Below are 16,612 nucleotides of genomic sequence, written 5' to 3'. Positions count from 1 at the left end.
GTGTTTTTGTGCAGTGCAACGGAACAAAAATGTATCGAGAAGCGAGAAGCGAGAAGTTAGAAGTTAGAAGTTAGAAGTTTCCCAGTGGTTCATCAAACCGTCACTTCGAGTGTTTTTGTGCAGTGCAACGGAACAAAAATGTATCGAGAAGTTAGAAGTTAGAAGCGAGAAGTTAGAAGCGAGAAGCTAGAAGTTAGAACTTTCCCAGTGGTTCATCAACACGTCACTTCGAGTGTTTTTGTGCAGTGCAACGAAACAAAAATGTATCGAGAAGCGAGACAAAGCGATAAAAAACCTTCTCGATACACCACCGCCCAAAAGCGGTGGCACTCGAAGTGACGAAACACTTTATATCTAGTTTTCAAGTTAGCATTTTAGGTTCATCAAACCGTCACTTCGAGTGTTTTTGTGCAGTGCAACGGAACAAAAATGTATCGAGAAGCGAGAAGCGAGAAGCGAGAAGTTAGAAGTTAGAAGCGAGAAGTTAGAAGTTTCCCAGTGGTTCATCAACACGTCACTTCGAGTGTTTTTGTGCAGTGCAACGGAACAATCCCGATAGCTATCGGGAGTATCGACCCCAGCGCAGGGAGCGGAGCGAAGCTAGAAGCGAAACAAAGCGATAAAAAACCTTCTCGATACACCACCGCCCAAAAGCGGCGGCACTCGAAGTGACGAAACACTTTATATCTAGTTTTCAAGTTAGCATTTTAGGTTCATAAAAACGGCACTTCACTTAGCACAATAGTTAACCATACCGTCACTTCGAGTGTTTTTGTGCAGTGCAACGGAACAAAAATGTATCGAGAAGCCAGAAGCGAGAAGTTAGAAGCGAGAAGTTAGAAGTTTTCCAGTGGTTAATAAACCGTCACTTCGCTTAGCACAATAGTTCATCAAAACGTCACTTCGAGTGATTTTAAATAATAATGCGACAGCTTTATTACTTAAAATTGTATCGAGAAGTTTTTTACCACATAGAAACATAGATGTACTACTTGCAAAAAGGAACTTCGCTTGGTATTAGAGATCATAGTGAGTGGTGAATTATGAATTATTTATCATTCCAACAAAAGCCGTACCCCTAATTTTTAAACTGCACGAAACTTCAAACAATAAACTTTTGTATATTTGAAAAAAGTTTAAAATGACAACAAAAGATAACATATTAAAAACACTAAAGTCTAATAAGCTAAAGCTTTCGAAATTTGGCATTCGAAACGTTGGCCTGTTTGGTTCTTACTTGCGCAATGAACAATCAAGTGAAAGTGATATTGATTTGTTGATTGATTTTGAACCTGAAAAAGAAAATTTTGACAACTACATGGCTGTTTATGATTTATTTGAAAAGATATTCAAAAATGAAAAAATAGGAGTTGTTACCAAAAATGGTTTGAGTCCATATATTGGCCCGAAAATTTTAAACGAAGTTCAATATGTATAAAGATCCGGAAAAATATCTTAAACATATTCATGACGAATGTATATACCTAATTTCCATTAGTAAAAACTTACTATTTGAAGATTTCTTAGAAGACGAAACTTTAAAACGTGCAACTGTGAGAAGTTTAGAAATTATTGGTGAAGCAACTAAACAAATTCCAGCAGATTTTAAAGTCAAATGGAATACAATTCAGTGGAAAAATATGGCTGGAATGCGTGATCGATTAATTCATGATTACATTGGCGTCAATTATTCCATTGTTTGGGATGTTATTAAAAATAAAATTCCAGATATACACAAACAGATTGACGAATTTCTAGCTAAAGAATAAAACTAGCGGAAACACTTGCTAAATCCCATGGCAAGTTTTTTGGTAAGTTGTACTTTCCTTTTTCATAACTTCGCTCATCACTAATTATAAAACCTTTCGCAAAGCAGCCAGGAGTTCTAGCACGGGAAGGTAAACTCCCACAGTAAACCAATTAGCACAATAGTTTATCAAACCGTCACTTCGAATTTCGTAAAGGGTACGCATCCGTCACTTCGAGTGTTTTTGTGCAGTGCAACGGAACAAAAATGTATCGAGAAGCGAGAAGTTAGAAGTTAGAAGTTAGAAGTTAGAAGTTAGAAGTTAGAAGTTAGAAGTTAGAAGTTTCCCAGTGGTTCATCAACACGTCACTTCGAGTGTTTTTGTGCAGTGCAACGGAACAATCCCGATAGCTAACGGGAGTATCGACCCCAGCGCAGGGAGCGGAGCGAAGCTAGAAGCGAAACAAAGCGATAAAAAACCTTCTCGATACACCACCGCCCAAAAGCGGCGGCACTCGAAGTGACGAAACACTTTATATCTAGTTTTCAAGTTAGCATTTTAGGTTCATAAAAACGTCACTTCGAGTGTTTTTGTGCAGTGCAACGGAACAAAAATGTATCGAGAAGCGAGAAGCGAGAAGTTAGAAGTTAGAAGTTAGAACTTTCCCAGTGGTTCATCAACACGTCACTTCGCTTAGCACAATAGTTCATCAATACGTCACTTCGAGTGTTTTTGTGCAGTGCAACGGAACAAAAATGTATCGAGAAGCGAGAAGCGAGAAGTTGGGAGTTAGAAGTTGGGAGTTAGAAGTTGGGAGTTAGAAGTTGGGAGTTAGAAGTTGGGAGTTGGAAGTTGGAAGTTGGAAGTTTCCCAGTGGTTCATCAACACGTCACTTCGCTTAGCACAATAGTTCATCAATACGTCACTTCGAGTGTTTTTGTGCAGTGCAACGGAACAAAAATGTATCGAGAAGCGAGAAGCGAGAAGTTGGGAGTTAGAAGTTAGAAGTTTCCCAGTGGTTCATCAAACCGTCACTTCGAGTGTTTTTGTGCAGTGCAACGGAACAAAAATGTATCGAGAAGCGAAAAGAGCAAACCAGAGCTAGAAGCGAACCAAACAGAACAAGTATTAAAACTTTTTCTTAGCTAAATTCGGAAGCAAGTCATAATCATCATTAATCAAAGCTTCTTTCTTTGCCTTTGACCACTTTTTAATTTGTTTCTCTGTATCTATAGCCAGATTAATATCTGTAAACTCACAATAAAAAACCAATTCTAATGGTCTCCTGTCAAAGGTATAGCATTCCTTGTAAAAACCCGATTCATGTTTAAAAAAACGTTGTTCTAAATTACTAGTCACACCCGTATAATACGTTTCATCAGAACACTTTATAATATATACGTAGGATTGTTTCATCAAACTAAGATACTGTTTTTTTTGCTTCTCGATACACCACCGCCCAAAAGCGGCGGCACTCGAAGTGACGAAACACTTTATATCTAGTTTTCAAGTTAGCATTTTAGGTTCATCAACACGTCACTTCGAGTGTTTTTGTGCAGTGCAACGGAACAAAAATGTATCGAGAAGCGAGAAGTTAGGAGTTGGGAGTTTTTAACCACATAGAAACATAGACGTGCAACGTGCAGAAAAGGCGCTTCGCTTGGTTTTTGAAATCATAGTGGATTGTGATTGAGGATTTAAGAATTAGGAATTGTCAATTAAAAATTATCAATTACTTTTACAGTTAAACTTAAAATAAATTTGATATGAAGTTTAAAGTAGGCTATTTTGCAATGCTTCTGTTTTTAATCTCCCAAACCCATACTGCGCAAAGAATATCTATAATTGGTAGCGCCGTTGGCGGATGGACTGAAAATGTAAATGATGTTGACATGGTAACAACAGACAATATTACATATACAGTAACGAATTACACCTTTCGATCTGGTGAAATAAAATTCAGAGAAAATCGGGATTGGACGGTGAATTGGGGCGGCACCAATTTCCCTAACGGAATTGGAATTCGAAATACTGATAGTAATATTCCGGTAATTGGAGGTGTTTATACCGTGACATTTAACAGAACCAATGCGAGTTATACGTTTATAGGTACTGCATTTCATACCATTGGAATAGTGGGCCCCGCAGTAAATTCACAATTGGGATATGCAGGACCCGAAATTAAAATGACGACTAATGACGGTATAAACTACACCCTATCTGGATTTTATTTTAGTAGCGGAAATGCCTATTTTAGACAAGACAATGATCAAGCTATAGTGTGGGGCGTTGCTAACGCTTTTCCTACTGGTACTGCAGTTTTAATAGGGCCTCCCCTTTTTATTCCTGGTGGAGAGTATTTTGTAACCTTTAATAGACTTACAGGTACCTATAATTTTAGCTTTCCCAGTATTGGAATTTTAGGCACCGCATTAAACGGATATTTAGCAGAAGATGCTAATTTGAACACAACAGACGGCTTTTCCTATTCGATTTCAAATTTGGTTGTAGTGGATGGGACGGTAAAATTCAGAAAAGACGATCTTTGGACCTCGAATTGGGGTGCAAATGATTTTCCTACTGGTAAAGGATTTCAAGACGGACCGGAAATTCCGGTGAGTAAAGGTACCTACGCTGTTAATTTTGACAGAATCACTGGTAATTATGTCTTTCAAAAAACATTAGGAACTGCGCCATTTGATTTTGTGCAAGTCAAAGTATATCCTAACCCAACACAAACCAATTGGAATTTTGATTCCACACATAAAGCAATAGATTATATTCAATTAACGGATGCTTTAGGCAAAACAATTCGAACTCTAGAACCTAAAAAAAATAATTTCAGCCTTGATACTAGCAAACTGAGTTCTGGAATTTACTTTGCTAAAGTAGTAAGTAATAATGCCATGCATACCTTTAAATTGATTAAAGACTAGTACCATTTTTGTACTAAACCCATCGATTAAAAGCTTTAGAGCCTACTATTTTTTAGTGACACGCACGCAATAGGGATTGGTGTGGCGATTAAAATCATTGTAGGAAATTAATTTAAGTTCTGGATTCTTATGGGCTTCTCGATACACCACCGCCCAAAAGCGGCGGCACTCGAAGTGACGAAACACTTTATATCTAGTTTTCAAGTCAGCATTTTAGGTTCATCAACACGTCACTTCGAGTGTTTTTGTGCAGTGCAACGGAACAAAAATGTATCGAGAAGCGAGAAGCGATAAGTTAGAAGTTGGAAGTTAGAAGTTAGAAGTTAGAACTTTCCCAGTGGTTAATAAACACGTCACTTCGAGTGTTTTTGTGCAGTGCAACGGAACAAAAATGTATCGAGAAGCGAGAAGCGAGAAGCGAGAAGTTAGAAGTTAGAAGTTTCCCAGTGGTTCATCAACACGTCACTTCGAGTGTTTTTGTGCAGTGCAACGGAACAAAAATGTATCGAGAAGCGAGAAGCGATAAGTTAGAAGTTGGGAGTTGGAAGTTTCCCAGTGGTTAATAAACCGTCACTTCGCTTAGCACAATAGTTCATCAAACCGTCACTTAGAGTGATTTTAAATAATAATGCGACAGCTTTATTACTTAAAATTGTATCGAGAAGTTTTTAACCACATAGAAACATAGATGCACAACGTGCAGAAAAGGCGCTTCGCTTAGCACAATAGTTAAACATACCGTCACATCGAGTTTCGTAATGGGTACGCATCCGTCACTTCGAGTGTTTTTGTGCAGTGCAACGGAACAAAAATGTATCGAGAAGCGAGAAGCGATAAGTTAGAAGTTGGAAGTTGGAACTTTCCCAGTGGTTCATCAACACGTCACTTCGCTTAGCACAATAGTTCATCAAACCGTCACTTCGAGTGATTTTAAATAATAATGCGACAGCTTTATTACTTAAAATTGTATCGAGAAGCGAGAAGCGAGAAGTTAGAAGTTAGAAGTTGGGAGTTGGAAGTTTCCCAGTGGTTCATCAACACGTCACTTCGAGTGTTTTTGTGCAGTGCAACGGAACAAAAATGTATCGAGAAGCGAGAAGCATTGCGAAGCCAAAAGTTTTTAACCACATAGAAACATAGATGCACTACTTGCAGAAAAGGCGCTTCGCTTGGTTTTTGAAATCATAGTAGGATGTTGAATAACTTCTGACTTTCATCTTTTCTAATCTCTTCGTTTACTTATAATTTGATTTTTACAATTTTATTGTCTTGTATGATGACAAGTTCACTTTTATGTTCTTTTTTAAAAAGAATCATTTTTTCATACGCTTTTTCAAGACCTTTTACTATTTTATTTCTAATTTCTATTTTAGCCTCTGGTGTCATTAGTTGTTTTTTAGTTCGTTAAATTTTGTTTCGTTGAGAATATTTAATTCTTCGCTTGCGGATATTTCTGCAATTAACTCATGTTTACCCTCAGAATTATCAAATAGCAATGCTTGATCAACAATAGAAAGATAAATTTCAAATAAGTTTTTAATCCCTTTATGGTAACGTCTTTCAATGATATCTTCTGGAATATTATGTCCTCCTTCAAGCACTCTAGTTTTTACTCTTTCTTTAGCTAATTCCGTATTTTTGAGCCAAAAAAAAAGTAGTGTCACATTATAATTCTTCTCTTTAGCTTCAAGAATTCTGTTTTTATAACTTCTAGTTGCAAGCGTAGTTTCAAATGCAAAATTTTCATTTTGCACGAGTAATTCCGTAATTCTGTGAAGCATTATTCTTCCCGCTTCAAATGAAACTTTTTCAGGCTGAAATGGAGAAAGTCCTTTTGCAATTTCGTCTGCATTGACAAACTCTTTGCAATCCAAAATTTCAGGCAAAATAGTGAAAGAAGCTGTTGTTTTTCCTGCTCCATTACATCCTGCAATGATGTATAAATTCTTTTGCTTCATAGTGCAAATATAACTAAATTAGTTTTTCGTGATTCATTTTCAGCTTTCAGATATAAAATTTAAACTTTTCAACCCTCCTATTTTTCCCCTCCATCTTGTCATGCTGACGCAAGAAGCATCTCATCCATCACAGAGATTCAGTAATTGCTCACAGACAAAACAGATTTTTGATTTGAATATTGCTATTGTCATTGTCATTGCTTCTTTTTTAACCACATACAAACATAGTTGCACAACTCGCAGAAAAGGCGCTTCGCTTTGCACAATAGTTAAACATACCGTCACTTCGAGTTTCGTAATAGGTACGCATCCGTCACTTCGAGTGTTTTTGTGCAGTGCAACGGAACAAAAATGTATCGAGAAGCGAGAAGTTAGAAGTTAGAAGTTGGAAGTTTCCCAGTGGTTAATAAACCGTCACTTCTATTAGCACAATAGTTAACCATACCGTCACTTCGAGTGATTTTAAATAATAATGCGACAGCTTTATTACTTAAAATTGTATCGAGAAGCAATAACAAAACAAAAAGGTTCATCAAAACGTCACTTCGAGTGATTTTAAATAATAATGCGACAGCTTTATTACTTAAAATTGTATCGAGAAGTTTTTAACCACATAGAAACATAGATGCACAACTCGCAGAAAAGGCGCTTCGCTTTGCACAATAGTTAACCATACCGTCACTTCGAGTGATTTTGCAGTGCAACGGAGCAATCCCGATAGCTATCGGGAGTATCAACCCGATCGGAGCGAACGGAGCAGAACTAAAAGCCAAAAACCAACCACCAAAACACTATAAAGCAAAAAACCGCCCCAATAACTGGGACGGTTTCTTTTATAAAGACTTTAAATCTTATCTTTTAACCATTCGTATCGATTTAACTTTATCCCCTTGTGATACAATAACATTGTATACCCCTGATGGATAATTGCGTCCTATCTCTCTCGTACTCAATTCTGAGACGGTCGCTTGTTTAGCTTCCAACTGTCGTCCTATCATATCGTACACTTTCATTTCTACAAGAGCGTCGCTTGAACTCTCGATGTCTAAACTAAAGTGCGAGGCAAAAGGATTCGGAAATGCTTTTACGTTAAAAATGCTCTCAACCGAATTGGTATTCATTCTTGCAGTAGGTGTTGTAATCGTACAAACATCTCCTCCATAAGCTTCTTGCCACAATCCATTGTATTTAACAGCTACATCTACTAAATAAACCGTACTCGCTGCGTAGCCCCCTGATAATTCTGCAACGGTTAACGCTGACATGTTTCCTGAAGTTTTCTCTACTACTCTACTGCTTAATGGATTGGATTGTAAGCGTACTCTAAAACGATATCCTTCGGCTAAGAAAACCGTTGATGCATAAAGTGTACTCGTTAAATTCGTTACTGTTTTATTACACTGACTGGTTACTAATTTAGAGAACGGTAGACTTGGTGTTCTCACGATACAACCTGCTCCCCAAGTGGTGAGTGGTGTTACCCCTCCTACTCCTGTAAAACATTGCACTTCTATGAAATAATCGGTGTCGTATACTGCTCCTCCTACTAATCCGGTTAGGATATTAAATCCGTTTGTGGTTGATGATACTATTGGTCGTGTACCATTTGCATCAGTAACTCTAAACTCATAACGGGTAGCGGTTGACACTGGACTTGCTTGCACTACTGTACTTAGTTGTGGCAATGTTTTACCACACTGCGTTGGTCTAATAGTTGTAGTTAAAGCAGGTGTTGGTGGTGCAAGCGGTGCTTTTACAATACACGCACCACCATAAGGATACTCTGTAGCACCAATAAATGGTTTAACGCGTATGCTATACTCTTTTCCATAAGCCAATCCGCCGTTACCTAAAACGGTTGTTGGATTAAAATAGTAGTTTGGCCAAGTATATACGGTTACTGTATTAGGTGCTGTGGTCAAGGTAATCTCAAAACGATATTGCGTGGCTCCAGTAACTGGATTCGCTTGTATAACGGTGCCTATTGTTGGAACAAATTGGCCACATTGTGATGCTCTAATCTGCGTACAGATACCTGTTGTTACTGTTGCTGTTCCTGGAGTACTAGCGTTAGAACAACCCGAAACAATATCACGAACACTTATTAAAATATAATCTACGGCACCCACTACAGTAGTTGGAGCTACTATAAAGGTAGTTGCACTACCGGCTACAGTAGTTATTGTTGTTGGTGTGCCACCTGCTCCCACTTTATATGTAAACTCATATTGTAGTGTACCACCCAATCCTGTGGTTCCTGCACCGTTTGCTCCGGTAAAGGTCACTTGTGGAGACGAACCAAAACAAGTGGCTACAGTACCTGATATAGTAGCTGTTGGCGATTGATTTACGGTTAATGTTCCATCAACATAGTTAATAATATAGTTACTAGCCCCTGGTGTTGCTAGACTAGGTCTAATTGGATAAGAACCTGCTAACGAACCATCATTTCCTATTACCGTTAAGGTTACCGATAGGATATCACCTGCTACATTGTAGTTTTTAGTAAACCCTACATTCAAGTCACCTGAACCACTAAAAGCACCTCCAGCACATTTAGTTTGACTGGTTGCTGTAATAGTAATAGGTCGTCTATCAATGTTTGCTGTTGTAGCTACTGTCGAGTTAATGCTATAATTACCTGAATCGGCACCACTAATACTAAGGCCGCTAATGGTTACTGTTTTGCCTGTACCAAAATCTTTGGTACCAAAAGCACCGGTTGCACTTACTGTACTTAATACTACTCCCGCAGTTTCACCAGGTAGTACCCCACTTAGTGTAGCACCAGCTGTGTTTATAACTGCATCTGTATTGCCGTCATACACTTTATTGTCAGCAGTAATGCCTGTTACAGTTAATCCTACTGGAGTAATGTCTTTTTTCTGAGTAAATTCCGGTTGAGTCAAGATGTAGTTGTCTTTTTCAGAACCTGTAAGTTCAGTGGTAGAGGTAATGGTCCAGTTTCCTACATTAGCACTAGCATAATAGCCTGATGGCGTAAATGATAGATTAGCAGTATCGACTGGAAATTCGCCTTGCAATTCTGTTGCAGGTACTACCGATAGAATAGCCGTATTCGTTTTATCATACACTTTGTCAGCAGTAGCAAGATTTATTATTGTTACTTCTTTTTTGTTAATACTGGCATTAGGTACATTAGGTTGTGTCAAAGTATAATTCAACGCCTGACCACCTATAAGACGAAATGCTGCCGTTACTGCAAGATTATTACCTGCATTTTTTGACGGGAATGTTCCTTCTTGAACTAATAATACCTCGTCAGAACCTAGTATTTGTGCAGCTATACTACCGCCACTTATGGTAGCTGCATCAGTAGTGTCATACTCTTTATCCGAAGTCGTCAAAGTACCTGATACTGTTAAACCAAATGGTGTAATAGAGAAAGAAATTGCACCAGAATTTGCTGTTAGGTAATTGTCATCTGCAGCTACAGTAGCTGTAACGGTGTAATCTCCCACATTTTTAGGTTTTGCATTTGATGCATCATAAGTGGTCGGGCTTACCCCTTCATAACTGTAGGTCACCAAACCTGTTGAACCTGTAACAGTAGCAGTTGATGGTCCTTGTAGTGCAGCATTGTAAACAAAACTGGTAGCCCCTGTTACACTGATAGTAGACGCTGCTTTGGCTATTGTAAGTGTCACCGTAGTTCGGTCAGTACTCACACAACCAGAAGTTAGGTTTCTTGCCTCTGCATAAAAGGTATAAACTCCAGCTGTTGTTCTGCTTGGTGTAGCTGTTGTGGTTGTCGTACCAGCCGAACCTTGCAAAGTTCCATTTGTTGCAGCATCATAAAAATCAATTGTACTTCCAGCAGAAGCAGTAGCCGATGATGTTTTAGCACCGCCGTCATAGGTAACTGAAGTGGATGAAGATGAAACTACAGTAGGCAAAGGATTAATTTTATATTCTCCTGAAACTGTGCTTGTACTCGTGCCACAATCACTAGTTACTACACAAAAATACCATAATGATCCTGCGGTAGTAGTATCAGGAGTGTAGCTCGCACTAGTCCCTAACACGCCTGAAATTGTACCCAAAGTTGTACTATTTTGAGTGCTACTTTTCCAAGCATATGATAAGTTTGTTCCTGAAGCAGCAACACTTAATCCGGCTGCTGTTGCACCCAAACAATATTCTCTTGCAGTAGCTGATGGCTGCGTGGTAATGTTTGGATTACTTAAAGAAAGATTGTTTACAAAAGTATTATAATCTACATCGGCACCACCATCTAAATTATTCCCTGAATTAAAACTGAAGAAACGAATTCTAGAAACTACTCGTGCATTTGTAGGGATTTTTAATGATCTACTAGTAAATGAATATGAACTACCGTCATTTTTGCGAATAATAGTAATATTATAAGAACTTGATGAGACTAATGTTATCACTACTTCAATACCTCCTCTAGTAAAAGGAACACCTGTATCGGTATTTGTATTGGTTCCATCATTAAGGGTATAATTTGATTGTCCTCCTACAAAATACAATTCCATAAGGTTTTCACTTGAAGCATTTTGAAGTCCCATTCCCACAGTACCTCCATTTTTTATACTACCAGAATCTAATGAAAAACTAATACTTTGCCCGATGTAAAGAGTATTCGTAATAGCTCTAACAGCACTAGCAGTATTACTCGTATTAGAATACATTCCCCATGCACGACTTGAAGTATTAATATTTGGCAAACTAGGTGTTCCTGCATCATTAAGGTTTGAGGAACCAATAAAGAATCCTGCAAATGCATTATTTGTAGATGGTGACATAATCCAAGGACCTAAACCGGGTCTAGTATCATCTTGACCATCTGTCCAGTTTGTTGCATAAAGCGAAGCCGCTGCTGAGCTCGTACTCACATCTTTAAGGGTTATTGTACTTGTTGCTGATGTTACTGGTGTACAACTGCCATTAGACGCAATTGCTCTATAATACGTAGTTACAGTATGAGCTGTAGGACTATAAGATGTAGCTGTAGCACCTGTTATAGCATGCCAAGTTACATTATTTGTAGAACGTTCCCATTGTATTGCACCAAAACTACTTGTTACATTTACTGTAGTTCCTTGACCCAAGCAAACAGAAGTATCAGCAGAAATCGTTCCTGCAATAGGTTCTGCAACCCCTGTTCCTGAAACCGCAACATTTTGTGTGGTAGCATTTGCAGTTGCAACTGAAATATTGTCTGAATAGGCGATAGCAGCCGTTGGTTTAAAGCGTACAAATATTGTTGTTGGTGCCACGGTGCTATTGGTAGGAGAAACTGTTATAGAACCTGTACTATCTACAAAACCAGCACTACTAGATGTTTTAGAAATCTCAAAATTAGCTGGTGGCGTTAGGGTGATATCTCCATTAAGTGAAGTACCAGCAACCGTAAAGGTTTGTACTGAAGAAGTAGAATTGATACATTGTGTTGTACTAAATCCTGCGAGCGGCGTACTTCCTAAAGTGATTACTGGTGACAAACGAGCGAAAGCAAAATATTGTTGCGTAGCTCCTGACGCACTTGACGAACCATTTATTGAAGTGCCACTTGGTGTGCCTCCTATAGAAGTAAAGGTACTTGCAGGTGATACATTTGCACTTCTAGCTATAGCATCAAAAGTGTTACTATTTGTCGCTACTCTTTGTAGTGAATACGTACTGCTTGTAAAAGCACCAGTAGACGCTAAAGACCAATACTCCGTGTTACTGATTGAAAACAAACCTGACCCAAGAACACCATTTGATGTTGTATTGAAAGCTTCAGCGGTAAGATTAACTGGAGAAGTTGTTATTGGATTGACCAATGACATCGGATAATATCCAGGATTAGTACCTCCTAATTTACCTACTGGAAATACATAGGTACTACCACTAGCTAATGAACCTGGTAATGCGCGTTGCAATGATCCATTAATATAAGAGTTACCACTAAATCCAGAAACAGCTCCTGAATTAGTTGACGTTACTCTTAATAAATTTGAATTTGTAGAAACAATTCCATTAGAAAGTGTTAGCGAATTGGTTACACAAACGGCGCTACCGAGCGAAACGCCTCCATTTGAATTACTTATTGTTAAATCATAAAATGCGTTTGTTACGAGGTCAAAATTGTTCCAATTACCACCATCTATAACTTGAGCTGAACTTCCGTTTAAGGTAACTCTTCTATTGTTATGGGTAAAAGTTCCTGCATTTTTAAAACCACCCCCAACGGTCATGTCACAACCTGAATTGGCATTCGTTAAGTTGAGTACACCTCCTGATTTAATATCTATAGAACCATTTACGGTAAGCGGGCTATTTGTTGAAGCAAATGAATATCTAAAGAGACCGCCACTATTAATAATTAAATCACCAGTAACGGTAAAAGGTGTTGAATTATTATTCATACCAAAGATACCCGTATTATTTATTGTTAAAGTACCAGGACATGTTAAAGCATTACCAGTAGGATTAACTATACTTGAAATAATAGTTACATTACTAGGTACAGCCGTACCTGTGGTAGTACCCACTTTCCATTCGTTACCTGTAGTGTAATTTCCTCCTGTGGCATAGGTTAATGTAGAACCAGGACTATAAATAATGGCATTTGCAGTAGCAACGCTTCCTCCGTTAATCCTAAAAATTCCAGCTATTGTAGGAATTTTAGATATAGAAAGCGATGAGCTATTAAATAAATTATTAAACGTTATGGCAGTTGTTCCTGCTAATGTTGTGCTTCCTCCACTGAAATTAACAGTACCTATACCTGAAGTAAATGTATTATTATTCGTGAAAGTGGCTCCACCTACAAATTCAAATGTTCCTCCCGAAGTCATGTCAACGATTCCGTTATTAGTAAATGCATTACCGGTTTGTATTTTAAGATTACCAGAAACTCCAAATGTAATTTTTCCTGTAGCATTAATAGTGAAAGCTCCAGTCTGTGTTCCACTTAAATCAGTAGTAATATCAACAAAATCGTTTATAGTAATCAATCTGTTTGATGATGACGGAAGTATTCCTCCAGTCCATGTTCCTGAAGTTGTCCAATTTCCAGCAGCAGCCGTTCTATAACCTAAAAAAATAAAGGCTGTTGTTAGAGGACCACCTGAAATGGTTACTGAAATATTTCCAGATGCATTTGTGCCATCAAGCATTTTTGCTTGAAATGATGAAGCTCCAGGAGTACCCACAATAGTACCAGCAACTCCGTTAAACGAAACTGCAGTAGCACCAGAAAGATTTGTACCATTTATAGTAATCGTTTCTCCTGTATAAATACCAGTACCACCAGAGATAGTTCCAGATATGCTAGTTATTGCTGGGCCGGCTAGTGTTGTTCCTGATGCAGTAGGCGCAAATCCAGTTAAATAATTATAAGTAGCCGCAGTTGATGTGGCATTAGCAGTAAATGGAATCAATACAAAATTATAAGTTTGACTTTGTGCCAAACTTGAAACCGTAAAAGAAGTTGTTGGGCTAAATATAGTTGAACTTACAATCGTAGTTCCTGCACCAGCTACTGGAGCTGCACCATTAGAATTACTTAAAGAAGGAACTGTTGGTGAATTAGCTCTTAATAATATATACCCTTTAGTTCCCGCGCCAGATCCAGGGAAAGTAGCAGTAGTCCAACTTAAATCTAATGTTGATGATGATGGATTAGCTACTGCAACGGTTGATGTTCCCGAAGCTGGATTTGAAAGCGTATAAAAATTCCCCTCCAAACTTAAACCATCACCAGAACCATTAGTAGCATATCCTTTATAAAAATATTGAGTTTCTGCAGAAAGACTTCTAGAATGTGTATAAGTAAAAGAAGGAGGTACCGTACCGGGATTTGTACCCGCAGAAAGTTTATTCTGGGTGGTTACTCCTGTACTTGTGTTGTAAACGGTACCATAATCAGTAACTGCACTTGCATTTTGGTTTGTTATAGTAGCGCCTAAAACAGCTGAATTATTTGTTATACTAGTCACTGTAGGAGTTGTTACTGAAGGACTAGAAGATGGGCAGGATGTAGTTGCTACTACATACTTAACCCCACTACTTCCAGAGGTTGTGTTCCAACAAGTACTAGTTGACACTCCAGTTATGTCATTAGTTTGATAACTACTCGTTCCATTATCAAATAAAAGACTGGTATTAGCATTGGTATAGGTTAATTGATAGGAATACCATCCTCCGCCAACATTGGTCATATCACTACCCGGAAACCCAACTGTATTAACTGTACCACCATTAAAAGCATATACTTTTACTGTTGTTCCACTCCAATTTCCAGGTATTTGAAACTGTACTGTAATAGAATTCGGAGCAGTTCCAGTTGCGGTGTAATTTTTAGTTGTGGCCCCAGTCGAAGTTAAAACTATATTTTTTGCAACTGCATTTTCGACAGCTGTTGGCTTATATCTAATAGATAATGTGCCACTAACATTTCCTCCAACTTGAGTAAATGTAGCTGTAGATCCCCATGTTGTTCCATCGGAACTTACTTCATAATATGCAGGACTTGTTGGAGCTGTAGCGAGAATGTCAGTTGTTAAGTTTGACCCTGATACACTAGACGTTTGTACTGTAGAAGTTCCATTTACCGCTACATTATATGTCCCTGAAGAAGTACCTAGTGTAATTGTAGGACCAGCTACTGTATAAGAAGAATATACTCCTGCATTATTTACACCTGTTGAACTTCGCATATTTAAAGTAAGTAAAGGAGCATTTGCATATGAAGGAGTACTTGATGAAACAGATGTAAACGGATAAAAACTTACTATTGAACTAGCTGCAGCGCCAGGAATTGTAAAAGTATAATTGCCTGTTGACGGATTAGTTGCTACCGAAACAATCCCTGAGTTTCCTGATGTCGCAAAATTATCTGTAGACCATCCTAGATAAAGATATTCATTTGTTTGCAGATTGCTAGGTAAAGTTACTGTAACAGTTGCCGTTTGACTTGCAATAATTCCAGATGGAGTTGTATAACTAGTGATTGTTGTAGGGTTAAATGTAGTTTCCAGAATTGCCATATCAGAATTACTATAAGTAGATAAGTTTTTTCTAATATTAAAAGTATAATAATTATTCACATTTGTTGCTCCCATTTTTATTCCGCCATTATAGCCGCCTGTACCATATATTGCGGTAGCGATCGTATTATAGGTCGGAGTATTTAAATTCCATACTCTATTAGAATTATAATTAAAATCATTAAATTGATAAAAATAAGTTCCAGACACTACTGTACCTTTTGCTTTAGCTCTAAATGTCCATATCTGATTATTAGTTCCTGTGCTTGAACCAGCCAAAGCCATCTGCTGATTACCATATGTAGCATTAAAATCAGTATTATTTGCCATATTATTAGCTTGTGAAAACAAATCATTTGATACAAACAAAAGAGCTAAAAGTACAATAATTGTACTCATGTGTTTTATAACTACATACCCATCAATGACTTTTGATTTTATTGACAGTGACGGCAAAATCTTTTCGAGAGAAATTGGTGTAGTTTTCTTCCAGTTAAGTAAAGTGTTAATCATAATTTTTGGTTTAAAAATGTAAATAAATTGGTTTGGTATTTTGTTATTTCTTTTTCTAAATAATGTGTTCATTATCTAGAAAACACATCAATTGTTACTGCTACTTTATTGGTCTGTATTTTATATAAATCGCAAATAAATCGGGTGAAATACCTGTTTTTAAACACATACTGTAAAGTATTAAAAATCTAAAGTACTAAAAATAGCTTTACCTCCAAATCGTAAAAATTAATATGATAAACTATAACGTTTTCGTGTTGATAAATTGTTGTTTTTTAGGGTATAAAAAAATATTAATGAAATAAATAGACAAAAAAATTACACTTTTAAGAATGAAAATAAAAGAACCTATTGGGTGCAATTATTAAAACGTCAAGGAGTTTTAATAATTGCACCCAATACCTATCGTGAGGAACAAAAAATGTATCGAGAAG

General features: G+C 37.6%; 11 protein-coding genes. 7 read left to right on the top strand and 4 right to left on the bottom strand.

What is annotated here, in order from left to right:
• Positions 1-1,141 precede the first annotated feature (1,141 nt).
• From F6464_RS10900 to F6464_RS10890, 4 genes are all read left to right on the top strand, one after another.
• A complete protein-coding gene (locus F6464_RS10900; RefSeq protein ID WP_151107841.1) occupies positions 1,142-1,438 on the top strand; it encodes a nucleotidyltransferase family protein in 297 nt (98 codons plus the stop codon).
• Complete coding sequence (locus tag F6464_RS10895) at positions 1,431-1,769, top strand: HepT-like ribonuclease domain-containing protein (RefSeq protein ID WP_151107840.1); 339 nt, start codon at positions 1,431-1,433, stop codon at positions 1,767-1,769. Before F6464_RS10900 ends, F6464_RS10895 begins: the two co-directional genes overlap by 8 nt.
• Before the next feature lie 647 nt (positions 1,770-2,416).
• A complete protein-coding gene (locus tag F6464_RS14525) occupies positions 2,417-2,569 on the top strand; it encodes a hypothetical protein (protein ID WP_191963370.1) in 153 nt (50 codons plus the stop codon).
• Positions 2,559-2,753, top strand: coding sequence for a hypothetical protein (locus F6464_RS10890; RefSeq protein ID WP_151107839.1), 195 nt, complete (start codon positions 2,559-2,561; stop codon positions 2,751-2,753). Before F6464_RS14525 ends, F6464_RS10890 begins: the two co-directional genes overlap by 11 nt.
• A 123-nt stretch (positions 2,754-2,876) precedes the next feature.
• Here F6464_RS10890 and F6464_RS10885 read toward each other — a convergent pair whose 3' ends face one another.
• On the bottom strand, positions 2,877-3,164 hold the full coding sequence (locus F6464_RS10885) for a GIY-YIG nuclease family protein (RefSeq protein ID WP_151107838.1): 288 nt from the start codon (positions 3,162-3,164) through the stop codon (positions 2,877-2,879).
• Positions 3,165-3,514: 350 nt separating this feature from the next.
• On the opposite strand from F6464_RS10885, the gene F6464_RS10880 reads away from it, so the two are divergent.
• From F6464_RS10880 to F6464_RS10870, 3 genes are all read left to right on the top strand, one after another.
• Positions 3,515-4,684 (top strand): T9SS type A sorting domain-containing protein, encoded by a 1,170-nt coding sequence (locus F6464_RS10880; protein ID WP_151107837.1) that lies wholly within the window; start codon positions 3,515-3,517, stop codon positions 4,682-4,684.
• 362 nt (positions 4,685-5,046) lie between these two features.
• The gene (locus F6464_RS10875; RefSeq protein WP_151107836.1) at positions 5,047-5,247 is read left to right on the top strand and encodes a hypothetical protein; all 201 of its coding nucleotides are present in this window, start codon (positions 5,047-5,049) and stop codon (positions 5,245-5,247) included.
• A 377-nt stretch (positions 5,248-5,624) separates the two neighbouring features.
• Positions 5,625-5,816, top strand: a complete 192-nt coding sequence (locus F6464_RS10870) for a hypothetical protein (RefSeq protein ID WP_151107835.1) — start codon at positions 5,625-5,627, stop codon at positions 5,814-5,816.
• Positions 5,817-5,923: 107 nt separating this feature from the next.
• Here F6464_RS10870 and F6464_RS14520 read toward each other — a convergent pair whose 3' ends face one another.
• The 3 genes from F6464_RS14520 to F6464_RS10860 all read right to left on the bottom strand — a co-directional run bounded on the left by F6464_RS14520 (position 5,924) and on the right by F6464_RS10860 (position 16,178).
• Positions 5,924-6,070, bottom strand: a complete 147-nt coding sequence (locus tag F6464_RS14520) for a hypothetical protein (RefSeq protein ID WP_191963369.1) — start codon at positions 6,068-6,070, stop codon at positions 5,924-5,926.
• On the bottom strand, positions 6,070-6,642 hold the full coding sequence (locus F6464_RS10865; RefSeq protein WP_151107834.1) for a zeta toxin family protein: 573 nt from the start codon (positions 6,640-6,642) through the stop codon (positions 6,070-6,072). Before F6464_RS10865 ends, F6464_RS14520 begins: the two co-directional genes overlap by 1 nt.
• A gap of 851 nt (positions 6,643-7,493) precedes the next feature.
• On the bottom strand, positions 7,494-16,178 hold the full coding sequence (locus F6464_RS10860; RefSeq protein WP_191963368.1) for a YDG domain-containing protein: 8,685 nt from the start codon (positions 16,176-16,178) through the stop codon (positions 7,494-7,496).
• Positions 16,179-16,612 lie beyond the last annotated feature (434 nt).

It is taken from the genome of Flavobacterium luteum (genome assembly GCF_008806775.1).
Classification (GTDB): Bacteria; Bacteroidota; Bacteroidia; order Flavobacteriales; family Flavobacteriaceae; genus Flavobacterium; species Flavobacterium luteum.
Note: the sequence above shows the minus strand (reverse complement) of the source record. Positions and strands in the feature narration are given on the sequence as shown.

Excerpts from the sequence above, each read along its gene's own strand:
- F6464_RS10895 (WP_151107840.1), top strand. The coding sequence starts at position 1,431 with ATGTATAAAGATCCGGAAAAATATCTTAAACATATTCATGACGAATGT.
- F6464_RS10860 (WP_191963368.1), bottom strand. The coding sequence starts at position 16,178 with ATGATTAACACTTTACTTAACTGGAAGAAAACTACACCAATTTCTCTC.
- F6464_RS10880 (WP_151107837.1), top strand. The coding sequence starts at position 3,515 with ATGAAGTTTAAAGTAGGCTATTTTGCAATGCTTCTGTTTTTAATCTCC.
- F6464_RS10900 (WP_151107841.1), top strand. The coding sequence starts at position 1,142 with ATGACAACAAAAGATAACATATTAAAAACACTAAAGTCTAATAAGCTA.
- F6464_RS14520 (WP_191963369.1), bottom strand. The coding sequence starts at position 6,070 with ATGACACCAGAGGCTAAAATAGAAATTAGAAATAAAATAGTAAAAGGT.
- F6464_RS10865 (WP_151107834.1), bottom strand. The coding sequence starts at position 6,642 with ATGAAGCAAAAGAATTTATACATCATTGCAGGATGTAATGGAGCAGGA.
- F6464_RS10885 (WP_151107838.1), bottom strand. The coding sequence starts at position 3,164 with ATGAAACAATCCTACGTATATATTATAAAGTGTTCTGATGAAACGTAT.
- F6464_RS10870 (WP_151107835.1), top strand. The coding sequence starts at position 5,625 with ATGCGACAGCTTTATTACTTAAAATTGTATCGAGAAGCGAGAAGCGAG.